Source organism: Phytomonospora endophytica (assembly GCF_014202425.1).
In the GTDB taxonomy this organism is placed as follows: domain Bacteria; phylum Actinomycetota; class Actinomycetes; order Mycobacteriales; family Micromonosporaceae; genus Phytomonospora; species Phytomonospora endophytica.
In genome coordinates this window covers 617,788-630,163 of sequence record NZ_JACHGT010000002.1, presented here as the reverse complement: position 1 = coordinate 630,163, position 12,376 = coordinate 617,788, and the positions used below count along the sequence as shown (strand labels likewise).

The following is a 12,376-nucleotide window of genomic DNA, read 5'->3' as shown; positions in this document are numbered from 1 at the left end:
ACCCACGCACGTCCGCACTTTCGCTGGCCCGCAGGCGCGGAGCGACGCACAGGGGACGCCCGCAGGCCCGCCCGCACTCACGCAGGCATGCACCCACGCACGTCCGCACTTTCGCTGGCCCGCAGGCGCGGAGCGACGCACAGGGGACGCCCGCAGGCCCGCCCGCACTCACGCAGGCATGCACCCGCGCACGTCCGCACTTTCGCTGGCCCGCAGGCGCGGAGCCACGCACAGCGCAAGCCCGCAAGCCCGCCCGCACCCACTCACAACGCACCCACCCACCACAACGCACGCCCGCAGGCGTGGAGCCACGCACTCACGCGGGCCCGCAGGCGTGGAGCCACCCTCAGGGCACGCCCGCAGGCGCGGAGCCACGCACTCACGCGGGCCCGCAGGCGTGGAGCCACCCTCAGGGCACGCCCGCAGGCGCGGAGCCACGCACTCACGCGGGCCCGCAGGCACGCAGCCACCCACAGGGCACACCCGCAGGCACGCACTCACCCCCGACGCACACCCGCAGGCGCTGCGGGCGTGCGTTGTGAGCGCTCTTGGGGTTAGAACCTGTGCTTGTTTGGCTCGCTTCGCTCGCGATGCGGCTGGCGCCGCTGCGCGGCTTCGCCTCCGGGCCTTCGGCCCGCTTGCCGCTGGGCGCGGCGGTCGCCTCCGCCGCCTTGACCGGGTGGTTGCTCACTCGGTCGAGGCGGCGGCTCGGGCGAGGGTTGCGGGGCGGCTGCGTCGACCACCACGCCTTACGCGGCAGAGTTCACCCCTGCCCACTCCGGGCCGCGCGAGGCGATCGCCGCCCTCGCAGCCCGCACCCCCTCTCGCCCGCAGCCGTGCGGGCCGGTCGGCTCCCGCCTTCCCCCGCCTCGCCTGGTCTGTGACCCGGTGCTCTCGCCCCTGTCCGCTCGGGGCCGCGCGAGACGAGCGCCGCTCTCGCGGCCCGCACCCATCCGCACGCAACCCCCGCCCCACCTCGCCTGGTCCGTGACCCGGCGCTCTCACCCCTGCCCACTCCGGGCCGCACGAGGCGATCGCCGCCCTCGCAGCCCGCACCCCCTCTCGCCCGCAGCCGTGCGGGCCGGTCGGCTCCCGCCTTCCCCCGCCCCGCCCGCTCCGTGACCGGCGCCCTCACCCTGCCCCTCAGAACCGCGCGAAGCGAACGCCGCCCTCGCAACCTGCCCCCCTCGCCGCACGCACCCCCGCCCGCAGCCGTGCGGGCCGGTCGGCTCCCGCCTTCCCCCGCCCCGCCCGCTCCGTGACCCGGCGCCCTCACCCTGCCCCCCAGAACCGCGCGAAGCGAACGCCGCCCTCGCAGCCCGCACCCACCCGCACCCACCCGCACCCCCCGCCCGCAGCCGCGCCGACCGGTCGGCTCCCGCCCCGCCCCGCCCCCTCGCTGCGCTCGACCGCGAGCAGGCCCCGGCCGAAGCCCCGTCGCCACCCGCCAGCGCCAAAACCCCTGGCGTCCCCGCCCGTCGTGCCTGCACACTCGCCGGGTGGGCTACATCGATGTCGCGGCCGTCAGCCGCACCCTTCCCGACGGTCGCGTCCTCTTCTCCGAGGTGTCCTTTCGGGTCGGTGAGGGTGCCAAAGTCGCGCTCATCGGCGCCAACGGGACCGGCAAGACCACCCTCGTGCGCATGATCGCCGGGGACATCCCCGCCGACGAGGGCGCCATCACCCGCGGCGGTGGACTCGGCGTCATGCGGCAGCTCCTCGTGCACGACGACCGGCACCTGGCCGACCTCGCGCTGTCCCTCGCGCCCGCGCGGCTGCGGCAGCTCGGCGAGCGGCTCGCCGCGGCCGAGGCCGACATCGCCGCCGCCGAGAGGCGCGGCAAGTACAGCAACGCCGCCGAGAAGGCCCAGGTCGCCTACGCCGACGCCCTCACCGCCTGGGGCGACGCCGGCGGCTACGACTTCGAGGTCCTCTGCGACACCGTCTCCATCCTCATCCTCGAAAAACCCTGGGACGAGACGCGCCACCGCGTCGTTCGCACGCTCTCCGGCGGCGAGCAGAAACGCTTCGCCCTCGAACTCCTCCTCCGCGGCCCCGAGGAGGTCCTCCTCCTCGACGAGCCCGACAACTTCCTCGACGTACCCGCGAAACGCTGGCTCGAAGAGCGCATCAACGAATCCGAGAAGACGATCCTCTACGTCTCCCACGACCGTGAGCTCCTCGCCAACACCGCGCAGCGCATCGTCACCCTCGAAGCCGGCGACGTCTGGACCCACGGCGGCGGCTTCGCGACCTGGCACGAGGCCCGCGTCGCCCGCTGGGACCGTTTCGAGGAACTCCGCCGCCGCTGGGACGAGGAGCACCAGAAGCTCAAGGACCTCGTCGCCATGTACCGCAAGAAGGCCACCTACAACGACGGCATGGCCTCCCGCCTCCGCGCCGCCGAGACCCGCCTGGCGAAGTTCGAGGCGATCGGCCCGCCGCCGACCCCGCCGCGCGAGCAGGACATCAAGATGACCCTCCGCGGCGGCCGCACCGGCAAACGGGCCGTCATGTGCGAGCAGCTGGAACTGGACAACCTGACCTTCCCCTTCGACCTGGAGGTCTGGTACGGCGACCGCGTCGCCGTCCTCGGCGCCAACGGCACCGGCAAGTCGCACTTCCTGCGGCTGCTGGCCCGCGGCGGCAGCGAAGGCGCCGGACCCGTCGACGGGCAACGCCTGGAACCGGTGCTGCACAACGGATCGGCGCGGCTGGGCGCCCGGGTCATGCCGGGCCACTTCTCCCAGACCCACGACCGGCCCGAACTCATGGGCCGGACCCTGCGCGAGATCCTGTGGAAGGGCGACGAGCACCGCCCGAGCCTGGAGCGCTCGGCGGCGATGAGCAAGCTGTCGCGCTACGAGCTGGCGCCCTCCTCCGAACAGGTGTGGGAGAGCCTCAGCGGCGGACAGCAGGCGCGCTTCCTGGTGCTCCTGCTGGAACTGTCGGGGGCGACGCTGCTGCTGCTCGACGAGCCGACCGACAACCTCGACCTCGCCAGCGCCGAAGCCCTCGAAGAGGGACTCGGGAGTTTCGACGGCACCGTCATCGCGGTGACCCACGACCGCTGGTTCACGCGCGGCTTCGACCGCTTCGTCCTCTTCGGCGGCGACGGCGAGGTCGTCGAGACCGACGAGCCGGTGTGGGACGTGCGATAGTGAGCCGTGCCCTGGGTTAGACGCGCCATCACCGCGGCCCCGCTCGCCGCCGCCTTACTCGCCGCCACCGCCTGTGGCGGCGCCCGCGACATCGCCGCCGACAAGCTGCCCGTGCTCCAGAACGAGTGGTGGGACTGGGTCGTGTCCTCGCCCGTGGACCGCAACCCGGTCACCGACACCACCGGCGCGTTCTGCGGGGAGGGGCAGCCCGACGACATCTGGTTTCTCGCCGGGACCTTCGGTGACGCCGCGGGCCCCGTCGACCGCGCGTGCGAGATGCCCGCCGGTGTGCCGATCCTCGTTCCGGCGGTGAACCTGCTGGCCTTGCCCGACCTGTCCGGAGCTCCGGAATCGCAGGCCTGCCTTGAGGTCATGGGACAGATGAGCGGTGTGATCACCCTCGACGGCGCCGAGGTCCTCCTGGAGAAGGTCGAGGGCGCGCAGGTGACGGTGAAAGGCGTGATGGGCAACCCGATCTCGCATGACCTGTCCATGGTCAGCGGCGCCGGATGCGGCCTGTGGGCACGGATCGCGCCGCTCGCCCCAGGCGCCCACACGCTCACGATTCGCGGCGAGATGCCCGGCGCGAACGTCGACGTCGACTACGCCCTCACGGTCACCGACTGACCATCACCGGGTGACCCAGCCCTCACTTCCCTCAACGAAACGCCCCTTGCCCCCGCACGCCCCGAAGGCGTACGGTGGCCGCAAGTAACCCACGGGAGTCCGGTGCACCGGGCTGAGAGTGGGGCTTCGTAGCCCCAGACCGTCGAACCTGATCCGGATCATGCCGGCGCAGGGAGGAGCCCTACTGTGCTGTTTCCGCACGCGTTTCCGCGTCTGCACGTCATCACCGACACCGCCCCGGGCGTCGACACCGTCGCCACCGTTCACGCGGCTCTCGCCGCCGGCGCGCCGTTGATCCAGGTGCGCCCGAACGAGCGCGACACCGACCGTGCCGCCTACGATCTCGCCCTCCACATCGCCGAGCTCTGCGCCCGCTATGACGCGACCTGCCTGGTCAACGACCTGCTGCACGTGGCGCTGGCGGTCGGCGCGCACGGTGCCCATGTCGGCGCCGACGACCTGCCCGTCGACGCCGCTCGCCGGGTCCTCGGGCCCGCCGCGATCCTCGGCGGGACCTGCCGGGACCCCGACGCGGCCCGCGCGGCACAGCGCGCCGGCGCGAGCTACCTCGGCGTCGGACCCGCACACCCGACGTCCACAAAGGACGGCCTGCCGGATCCGCTCGGGGTGTGGGGAATCCGGTCGGTCGCCGCGGCCGTCGACATCCCCGTCGTCGCCATCGGCGGGATCACGCCCGGGCGGGTCCCCGCGCTGCTCGCCGCCGGTGCGCACGGTGTCGCCGTCGTCGGCGCGATCAGCCGCGCCGCCGACCCGGCCGCCGCCACCCGCGACTTCCTCGACGCGCTCCCCGGCGACAAGCCCGCCGGAGCCGCCCGATGACCCACGTCGGCATCGTCGGCGCGGGCACCATCGGACTGACGATCGCCTGGCGCTGCGCTCAACGGGGAATGTCCGTCGACGTCCACGACCCCGCGCCGGGCTCCGGAGCGTCCACCGTGGCCGCCGGGATGCTCGCACCCGTCGGTGAGGCCCACTACGGCGAACGGGACCTCCTCGAACTGTCCCTGACGTCTTGCGCGCTGTGGCCGCGATTCGCCGCCGAACTCGGCGTCGACATCGGCTACCGCGAGAACGGCTCGCTGCTCGTCGCCCTCGACGCCGGCGACCGCGCCGAACTCGACCGGCGACACGACTTCCACCGCGAACTCGGTCTCCCCGCGACCCGTCTCACCGCCGGTGAGACCCGGCGGCGGGAACCCCTGCTGTCACCCAGGATCAGCGGCGGACTGCACGCCGGCGGGGACCACCAGGTCGACCCCCGCAGACTCCACACCGCCCTCCTCGACGCCGCCGTCACCGCCGGAGCCAGACTCGTCCGGCGGCACGTCGCGGATCCATCCACAGTGGATGCCGACGTCGTCGTCATCGCCGCCGGGAGCCACTCCGGCCCCATGCTCTCCGCCGCGATCCGGCCCGTCCAGGGCCAGGTGCTGCGCCTGCGCGGACCCGCCGACCTCGGCACCGTCGTCCGCGCCACCGTCAACGGCAACCCCGTCTACGCCCTCCCGCGCGCCGACGGCGAAGTCGTGATCGGTGCCACCAGCGCCGAACGCGGCTTCGACCTCACCCCACGCGCCGGAGACGCCTACGAACTCCTCCGCGACGCCATCGCCGTCATCCCCGAACTCGCCGAATACGAACTGCGCGAACACACCGTCGGCCTGCGTCCCGGGACCCTCGACAACGCGCCACTCCTCGGCCGCACCGGCGATCCCCGCGTCATCGCCGCCACCGGTCACTACCGCAACGGCATCCTGCTCGCCCCCGTCACCGGCGAACTCATCAGCGAGCTCATCGCCACCGGCCGGACCCCGGAGGCGCTCGAACCCTTCGACCCCAGGAGGTTTTAGCCATGCACGTGATCGTCAACGGTCGCGCGCGCGAGATCGCGCCGGAGTCAACGGTCGCCGACGTCGTGCGGCAGACGTCGCCCGAGGAACGCGGCATCGCCGTCGCCCTCAACGGCGAGGTCGTGCCGCGCGCCGACTGGGCCACCGCGCTGCGCGAGGCCGACCGCGTCGAGGTCCTCGTCGCCAGCCAGGGCGGCTGACATGGGCGACGACCTCACCGTCGACGGCGTCACCCTCCCGTCGCGCCTGATCCTCGGCACCGGCGGCGCCTCCGGGCACGCCGCCGCCGAAGCCGCGATCCGCGCCAGCGGAACGGGACTGGTCACGGTCGCGCTGCGGCGAGTGGACCCGAACGCCGCGGGGAGCATCCTCGACGTCGTGGAACGCTGCGGTGTAAGGCTTCTGCCGAACACCGCGGGCTGCTTCACCGCCTCCCAGGCGATCCGCACCGCCCACCTCGCCCGCGAGGCCTTCGGCACCACCTGGGTCAAGCTGGAGGTCATCGGCGACGAGCGCACGCTCCTGCCCGACCCGGTGGAGCTGCTCGCCGCCGCCGAGAAACTCGTCGCCGACGGCTTCACCGTCTGGCCCTACACCAACGACGACCCGATCCTCGCCCGCCGCCTCGCCGACGCCGGCTGCGCCGTGGTCATGCCGCTGGGCTCCCCGATCGGCACCGGCCTGGGCATCCGCAACCCGCACAACATCGCGCTGATCACCGAGAACGCCACCGTTCCGGTCATCCTCGACGCCGGGATCGGGACCGCCTCCGATGCCGCCCTGGCCATGGAACTCGGCTGCGCGGGCGTGCTCGTCGCCTCCGCCGTCACCCGCGCCGCCGACCCCGCCGCCATGGCCGAGGCCATGCGCCACGCCGTGCGCGCCGGGCGTCTGGCCCGCCTCGCCGGACGCATCGCGCGGCGCCACCACGCCGAGGCCTCCACCGCCTTCGAGGGGATGGCCGAACTGTGACGCCGCCCAGGCTCCTCGTGATCAGCGACGGGACGCAGGCCGTCCATCCACTGTGGGACGTGCTGTCGGCCGCGATCGACGGTGGTGCCCGCGCCGTGGTCCTGCGCGAACACGCCATGGCGCCCGGCCCGCGCGCCGAACTCGCCGCCCGCCTGTACGCCCGTCTGTCCGAAGTGGACGGAAGACTGCTGCTCGCGGTGTCCGGCGAACCACCCGAGGACGTTCCCGCCCACGGCCTGCACCTCGCCGCCCGTGCCCGGCCCGTCGACGCGCCCGGCCTGCTCGTCGGCCGCTCCTGCCACGATCCCGGCGAACTCGCCGCGGCCGCGGCCGAAGGCGCCGACTACGCCACGGTCTCACCGGTCTACCTGTCGGAGTCGAAGCCCGGCTACGGCCCGGCGCTCGGCCCGGCGGGCCTGTCCGTCCTCTGTGGCCGGACGAGCCTGCCGGTCTACGCCCTCTGCGGCGTCACGGGTCCCGAGCGAGCACGCGAGTGCCGCACCGCGGGCGCCCACGGCGTCGCCGTCATGGGCTCGCTCATGCGCGCGGCCGACCCGGCCGCGCTGGTGGGGGAGCTGCTCGATGCGCTCGGCTGAGGCGCCTGCGCGCGTAGTGGACCGTCAGCGCCCCGAGCAGCGGACCCCATCGCATCAGTGGCGCGTACGCCACGATCGCCGCGACGCCTTCCAGGGTGTCGAAGGAGAGCGGGAAGTCGCCGCGCATCTCGGCGATCCCGGCGAGTGTCCACGTGAGAGTGAGGGCGGCCGATCCGATGGCGGCGGGGACGACCGCCGGCATCGGCGGCACGCGACGTCCGGCCACTCCGGGGATCCAGCGCGGGAAGACCTCGCCCCAGCGCGCGACCAGGCCCACCACGCTGAAGGCGAGCACCTCGGAGAACACCGAGAGCGGTACGACGCGGAGGCGTACCGGCAGCCAGTCCGGCAGGGCGCCGGAGCCCTGTTCGGCGCCGCCGCCCATGTGGAAGGTGACCGTCAGGATCCGCCAGATCCCCGACGGGAGAACGGTCAGCGGCACCGCGTGCGCGGCGAGGACCGCCCACCGGGGCACACCGGCCGTCGTCACCCTGGAGTTGCGGGCGGATCCCCCGTCATGGGAAGAAAGGGGCCCGTGTCATGAGCCCGCCGGTCGTGCTCACCATCGCCGGTTCCGACTCCGGTGGGGGAGCGGGGATCCAGGCCGATCTGAAGACCTTCGCCGCGCACGGCGTGTTCGGCACCAGCGTGATCACCGCGCTGACCGCGCAGAACACCGTCGGCGTCACAGGCGTCCACGCCGTCCCGGCCGACTTCGTCGCCGCGCAGCTCGACGCCGTCCTCGCCGACCTCGACGTGCGGGCGGTCAAGACCGGGATGCTCGGTGATCCGGCGATCCTGGCCGTCGTCGCCGACTACGCCCGCGCCGGGCGGCTGCCGAACCTCGTCGTCGACCCGGTCGTGGTCGCCACCAGCGGTGACCTGCTCTACCGGGGTGATCCGGTCGACTATCTGCGCCTGCTCACCCCGCACGCGACCGTGCTCACCCCGAACATCCCCGAGGCCCGCGTCCTGGGAAGCGAGGACGCGGCGATGCTGGCCCGCGCGGCGGGCACCGCGGTCGTGCTCAAAGGCGGCCACGCCGACGGCGAGCGCTCCACCGACACCGTCGCCGACGGCGAGCGGCTCTGGATCCTCGACGCCGCGCGGATCGACACCGTCAACACCCACGGCACCGGCTGCACCTTCTCGGCGGCGATCGCCGTCGGGCTCGCGCGCGGCGCCGATCTCGCCACGGCGCTGCGGGACGCGAAGTCGTACATCACCGGCGCACTGGCGGCGGCGAGCACCTGGCGGCTCGGGCGGGGCCACGGTCCCGTCGACCACTTCTGGCGCCCCTAGATCTCACGCCGGCCGCGCGGCCGGGCGTTCACGACGACCACTTTGGAGTGTCCATATGCGACAGAAGGTCTACGTCGAGGGTTCGAGCCCCGGCATCCGTGTTCCCTTCGCCGAGGTGCACCTGTCCGGCGGCAACCCGCCGGTGCGTCTCTACGACACCTCCGGGCCCGGCTCGGAGCCCGAGGAGGGCCTGCCGGAGCTGCGCCGGGCCTGGATCGACGAAAGGGCGGCGCACGGCACGGGTCCGTGCGTCACCCAACTCCACTACGCGCGCAAGGGGATCATCACCCCGGAGATGGAGTTCGCCGCGATCCGTGAGGGCCTCGACCCAAAGATCGTGCGCGAGGAGATCGCCGCCGGGCGCGCGATCCTGCCCAACAACGTCAACCACCCCGAGTCGGAGCCGATGCTCATCGGATCCCGCTTCCTGGTGAAGATCAACGCCAACATCGGCACCTCGGCGGTGTCGGACTCGATCGCCGACGAGGTCGAGAAACTGCGCTGGGCCACCAAGTGGGGCGCCGACACGGTCATGGACCTCTCGACCGGCAAGCACATCCACGCCACCCGTGAGCACATCATCCGCAACTCGCCGGTGCCGATCGGGACCGTGCCGCTGTACCAGGCACTGGAGAAGGTCGACGGCGATCCGGTGAAGCTGACCTGGGAGGTCTTCCGCGACACGGTGATCGAGCAGGCCGAGCAGGGCGTCGACTACATGACCGTGCACGCCGGGGTCCTGCTGCGCTACGTGCCGCTCGCCGCCGACCGCGTCACCGGGATCGTGTCGCGCGGCGGGTCGATCATGGCGGCGTGGTGCCTGGCGCACCACACCGAGAGCTTCCTCTACACGCACTTCGAGGAGCTGTGCGAGATCTTCGCCCGCTACGACGTGGCCTTCTCGCTCGGCGACGGCCTGCGCCCGGGCAGCATCGCCGACGCCAACGACGAGGCCCAGTTCGCCGAGCTGCGCACCCTCGGCGAGCTCACGCGGATCGCGTGGCGGCACGACGTCCAGGTCATGATCGAAGGGCCGGGACACGTGCCGATGCACAAGATCAAGGAGAACGTCGACCTCCAGAAGGAGATCTGCGCCGAGGCGCCGTTCTACACCCTCGGGCCGCTCACGACCGACATCGCGCCCGCCTACGACCACATCACCTCGGCGATCGGCGCCGCCATGATCGGCATGTTCGGTACGGCGATGCTGTGTTACGTCACGCCGAAGGAGCACCTCGGCCTGCCCAACCGCGACGACGTCAAAGCGGGCGTGATCGCGTACAAGATCGCCGCCCACGCCGCCGACCTCGCCAAGGGCCACCCCACCGCGCAGGCCTGGGACGACGCCCTGTCGAAGGCCCGCTTCGAGTTCCGCTGGGAGGACCAGTTCAACCTCTCCCTCGACCCCGACACCGCCCGCGAGTATCACGACGAGACCCTCCCCGCCGAACCGGCGAAGACCGCGCACTTCTGCTCCATGTGCGGGCCGAAATTCTGCTCGATGCGCATCTCGCACGACCTGAAGGAGTACGCCGCGCGCGGCATGGCGGAGAAGTCGGCGGAGTTCGTCGACGGTGGGGGGAAGGTGTACCTGCCGGTCGTGAGCTGAGCGGACGGTGCTCGGCGGCTCCGGCCGCCGGGGACCGGGACGGGCCTCGCCGCCGACCGGGTGACCGGGGCGTCTCCGGGCCGCCGACGCTTTTCGGTGGCTCGGTGGCTCGGTGGCTCGGTGGCTCGGTGGCCCGGCCCGCGGTGACCTGACCGAGCCCTCGCCGCCGCCGAGAGCCTCGTCACCGGGCCTTCCGTACTCGACGAGGCTTCGGTGACGCTCCCGCGCCATGGGAAGGCCTCATTCCCGACCTGCCGCACATGCGTGGGCGGGGCGGGCTGCGGGGTCCTCTCGCCCGCTCGCGGAGACGCTGACCGGCGAGGGCCGGGAGCCGTCGGGAGGGAACAGGGGCACCGCCCAGGGCCGACGGCGCCTTCGACCGTCGAGCGGCCCCGGGGCTCAGCCTCTTCTCCGGCGGCGTGGGCCGCGATGACGGCCCGGCCGACCGGGGTGGCCGGGGCTCGGCCGGGACCGGGAAGGGCTCAACGCGGACCTTCCCCATGCGGGAGCAACGCTGGGTGAGGACGTCCGTCCCCGCGCTCGCCTGGCGACGCCACTGGGCACGCGCCTCGCCAGCGGGCGCGACGGGCGCGGGCACGGCCCTCGCGGCAACTGGTCCTCCCAGCGGAACTCGAAGCGGGCAGTACGGCCCCGACGCGCCGAGGCCGGGGTTGTCGCGGTGCGGCACCGCATGGAGCGGACGGCATCGGTGTAGCCGGGCAGGTCGACGATCCGGGGGAAGGGGCGCACGACCCTCGCGCGGCCGTGAGGAAGTGCCGTCCCCGCGCCGCTCGCGGCGGATCCCGCGAACGGCCACCGGAGAGTCGGCCGGGAGCACGAGAGCGGCCCGCTGTGCCGGCGCTCACGCGGAACAGCGCTCTCGGCGTGCCCCACGCCGAGCCGCCGGTGGCGGCCGTGCACGCCGAACGCCACCGCCTCCGCCGGGAGCCCGGGCCCCGCCCCGTGACCCCCACCACCCACCACGCCATCCCACCCGGCACCCCCACCGGATACACTTGCCCTGCACACGAGCGTGCCCGCCACCCCGCCGGACGGTCAGCCACGAGCGCGGGGTAGACTCGCGGACTGTTGTGCGAGCGGCCGGATGCCACCGAAAGTGTGTGCACCCAGTTCAGGTACGCTCGGGCGATCGGCGCGGTCTCGCGCGCCCACACACCGACGATGAGAGCAAGGTAGACCTGTGCCTACGTACAGCCCGAAGCCGGGTGACATCACTCGCGAGTGGCATGTCATCGACGCGACCGACGTTGTGCTCGGCCGTCTCGCCACCCACGTTGCCACGCTGCTGCGCGGCAAGCACAAGCCGACGTTCGCGCCGCACATGGACACCGGTGACTTCGTGATCATCGTCAACGCCGGCAAGGTGGCGCTGACCGGTAACAAGCGTGAGCAGAAGATCGCCTACCGGCACTCCGGCTACCCGGGTGGTCTGAAGAAGACCAAGTACTCCGAGCTGCTCGACAAGAAGCCTGAGCGTGCCGTGACGCTTGCCGTTAAGGGCATGCTTCCGCACAACAAGCTCGGTGCCGCGCAGCTCACCAAGCTGAAGGTGTACGCCGGTGCCGAGCACCCGCACGACGCCCAGCAGCCGCAGCCGTTCGAGATCAACCAGATCGCGCAGTAGGCGCGGCTAAGGAAGCGTGAAGAAACAAATGACCGAGCCGACGACCGCCCCCGAGGCGACCGACGACCTCACCGCCGAAGTTCCGGCCGTGGCCGACGTCCCGGCCGTTCCGGCTGTGGCCGACGTACCCGCCGTGCCCGCCGTGGCCGACGTCCCCGCGCCGTACGTCCCGCGCATGGACAAGCCCGTGCAGACCGTCGGACGCCGTAAGAAGGCGATCGTCCGGGCCCGTCTCAAGCCCGGCACCGGCAAGTTCCTCCTCAACGGCCGTTCGCTGGAGGAGTACTTCCCCAGCAAGGTCAGCCAGCAGATCGTCAAGGAACCGCTGGTCACCATCGACCGCGTCGAGACCTTCGACATCTTCGCCAACCTGCACGGCGGCGGCATCACCGGTCAGGCCGGTGCGCTGCGCCTGGCCATCGCCCGGGCCCTCATCGAGATCGACCCCGAGGTGCGCCCCGAGCTGAAGAAGGCCGGATTCCTCACGCGTGACGCGCGTGCGACCGAGCGCAAGAAGTACGGCCTGAAGAAGGCCCGCAAGGCACCGCAGTTCTCCAAGCGGTAATCACATCCTGGCGTTTCGAAGCCGCCGG

General features: G+C 72.6%; 12 protein-coding genes and 1 riboswitch. Of the genes, 11 read left to right on the top strand and 1 reads right to left on the bottom strand.

What is annotated here, in order from left to right:
* Positions 1 to 1,499: 1,499 nt before the first annotated feature.
* The 7 genes from HNR73_RS06185 to HNR73_RS06155 all read left to right on the top strand — a co-directional run bounded on the left by HNR73_RS06185 (position 1,500) and on the right by HNR73_RS06155 (position 7,227).
* Positions 1,500 to 3,161 carry an ABC-F family ATP-binding cassette domain-containing protein gene (locus tag HNR73_RS06185; RefSeq protein ID WP_184786274.1) on the top strand — a complete coding sequence of 554 codons (1,662 nt, stop codon included), beginning with the start codon at positions 1,500 to 1,502 and terminating at the stop codon, positions 3,159 to 3,161.
* A 6-nt stretch (positions 3,162 to 3,167) separates the two neighbouring features.
* Complete coding sequence (locus tag HNR73_RS06180; RefSeq protein WP_184786273.1) at positions 3,168 to 3,788, top strand: signal protein; 621 nt, start codon at positions 3,168 to 3,170, stop codon at positions 3,786 to 3,788.
* Positions 3,789 to 3,869: 81 nt separating this feature from the next.
* Positions 3,870 to 3,980, top strand: a riboswitch (TPP riboswitch).
* Positions 3,981 to 4,001: 21 nt separating this feature from the next.
* Positions 4,002 to 4,628, top strand: coding sequence for a thiamine phosphate synthase (thiE, locus tag HNR73_RS06175; protein WP_373316651.1), 627 nt, complete (start codon positions 4,002 to 4,004; stop codon positions 4,626 to 4,628).
* Complete coding sequence (gene thiO, locus HNR73_RS06170; RefSeq protein ID WP_184786272.1) at positions 4,625 to 5,659, top strand: glycine oxidase ThiO; 1,035 nt, start codon at positions 4,625 to 4,627, stop codon at positions 5,657 to 5,659. Before thiE ends, thiO begins: the two co-directional genes overlap by 4 nt.
* Positions 5,660 to 5,661: 2 nt before the next feature.
* The gene (gene thiS, locus HNR73_RS06165) at positions 5,662 to 5,859 is read left to right on the top strand and encodes a sulfur carrier protein ThiS (RefSeq protein ID WP_184786271.1); all 198 of its coding nucleotides are present in this window, start codon (positions 5,662 to 5,664) and stop codon (positions 5,857 to 5,859) included.
* Position 5,860: 1 nt separating this feature from the next.
* The gene (locus HNR73_RS06160; protein WP_184786270.1) at positions 5,861 to 6,631 is read left to right on the top strand and encodes a thiazole synthase; all 771 of its coding nucleotides are present in this window, start codon (positions 5,861 to 5,863) and stop codon (positions 6,629 to 6,631) included.
* A complete protein-coding gene (locus HNR73_RS06155; RefSeq protein WP_184786269.1) occupies positions 6,628 to 7,227 on the top strand; it encodes a thiamine phosphate synthase in 600 nt (199 codons plus the stop codon). The genes HNR73_RS06160 and HNR73_RS06155 overlap by 4 nt, the downstream gene beginning before the upstream one ends.
* Here HNR73_RS06155 and HNR73_RS06150 read toward each other — a convergent pair.
* Positions 7,169 to 7,702 carry a hypothetical protein gene (locus HNR73_RS06150; RefSeq protein ID WP_239122372.1) on the bottom strand — a complete coding sequence of 178 codons (534 nt, stop codon included), beginning with the start codon at positions 7,700 to 7,702 and terminating at the stop codon, positions 7,169 to 7,171. The two genes, HNR73_RS06155 and HNR73_RS06150, sit on opposite strands and share 59 nt — an antisense overlap.
* Positions 7,703 to 7,767: 65 nt before the next feature.
* On the opposite strand from HNR73_RS06150, the gene thiD reads away from it, so the two are divergent.
* The 4 genes from thiD to rpsI all read left to right on the top strand — a co-directional run bounded on the left by thiD (position 7,768) and on the right by rpsI (position 12,348).
* Positions 7,768 to 8,529, top strand: coding sequence for a bifunctional hydroxymethylpyrimidine kinase/phosphomethylpyrimidine kinase (gene thiD / locus HNR73_RS06145; RefSeq protein WP_184786267.1), 762 nt, complete (start codon positions 7,768 to 7,770; stop codon positions 8,527 to 8,529).
* Between the two features lie 55 nt (positions 8,530 to 8,584).
* Entirely contained in the window at positions 8,585 to 10,138 is a 1,554-nt protein-coding gene (gene thiC, locus HNR73_RS06140; RefSeq protein WP_184786266.1) for a phosphomethylpyrimidine synthase ThiC, read from the top strand.
* Between the two features lie 1,201 nt (positions 10,139 to 11,339).
* Positions 11,340 to 11,783 (top strand): 50S ribosomal protein L13, encoded by a 444-nt coding sequence (rplM, locus tag HNR73_RS06135; protein ID WP_184786265.1) that lies wholly within the window; start codon positions 11,340 to 11,342, stop codon positions 11,781 to 11,783.
* 28 nt (positions 11,784 to 11,811) lie between these two features.
* Positions 11,812 to 12,348, top strand: a complete 537-nt coding sequence (rpsI, locus tag HNR73_RS06130; RefSeq protein ID WP_184786264.1) for a 30S ribosomal protein S9 — start codon at positions 11,812 to 11,814, stop codon at positions 12,346 to 12,348.
* The last annotated feature ends 28 nt before the right edge of the window (positions 12,349 to 12,376 follow it).

Excerpts from the sequence above, each read along its gene's own strand:
- thiS (WP_184786271.1), top strand. The coding sequence starts at position 5,662 with ATGCACGTGATCGTCAACGGTCGCGCGCGCGAGATCGCGCCGGAGTCA.
- thiC (WP_184786266.1), top strand. The coding sequence starts at position 8,585 with ATGCGACAGAAGGTCTACGTCGAGGGTTCGAGCCCCGGCATCCGTGTT.
- rpsI (WP_184786264.1), top strand. The coding sequence starts at position 11,812 with ATGACCGAGCCGACGACCGCCCCCGAGGCGACCGACGACCTCACCGCC.
- thiD (WP_184786267.1), top strand. The coding sequence starts at position 7,768 with ATGAGCCCGCCGGTCGTGCTCACCATCGCCGGTTCCGACTCCGGTGGG.
- HNR73_RS06160 (WP_184786270.1), top strand. The coding sequence starts at position 5,861 with ATGGGCGACGACCTCACCGTCGACGGCGTCACCCTCCCGTCGCGCCTG.
- thiO (WP_184786272.1), top strand. The coding sequence starts at position 4,625 with ATGACCCACGTCGGCATCGTCGGCGCGGGCACCATCGGACTGACGATC.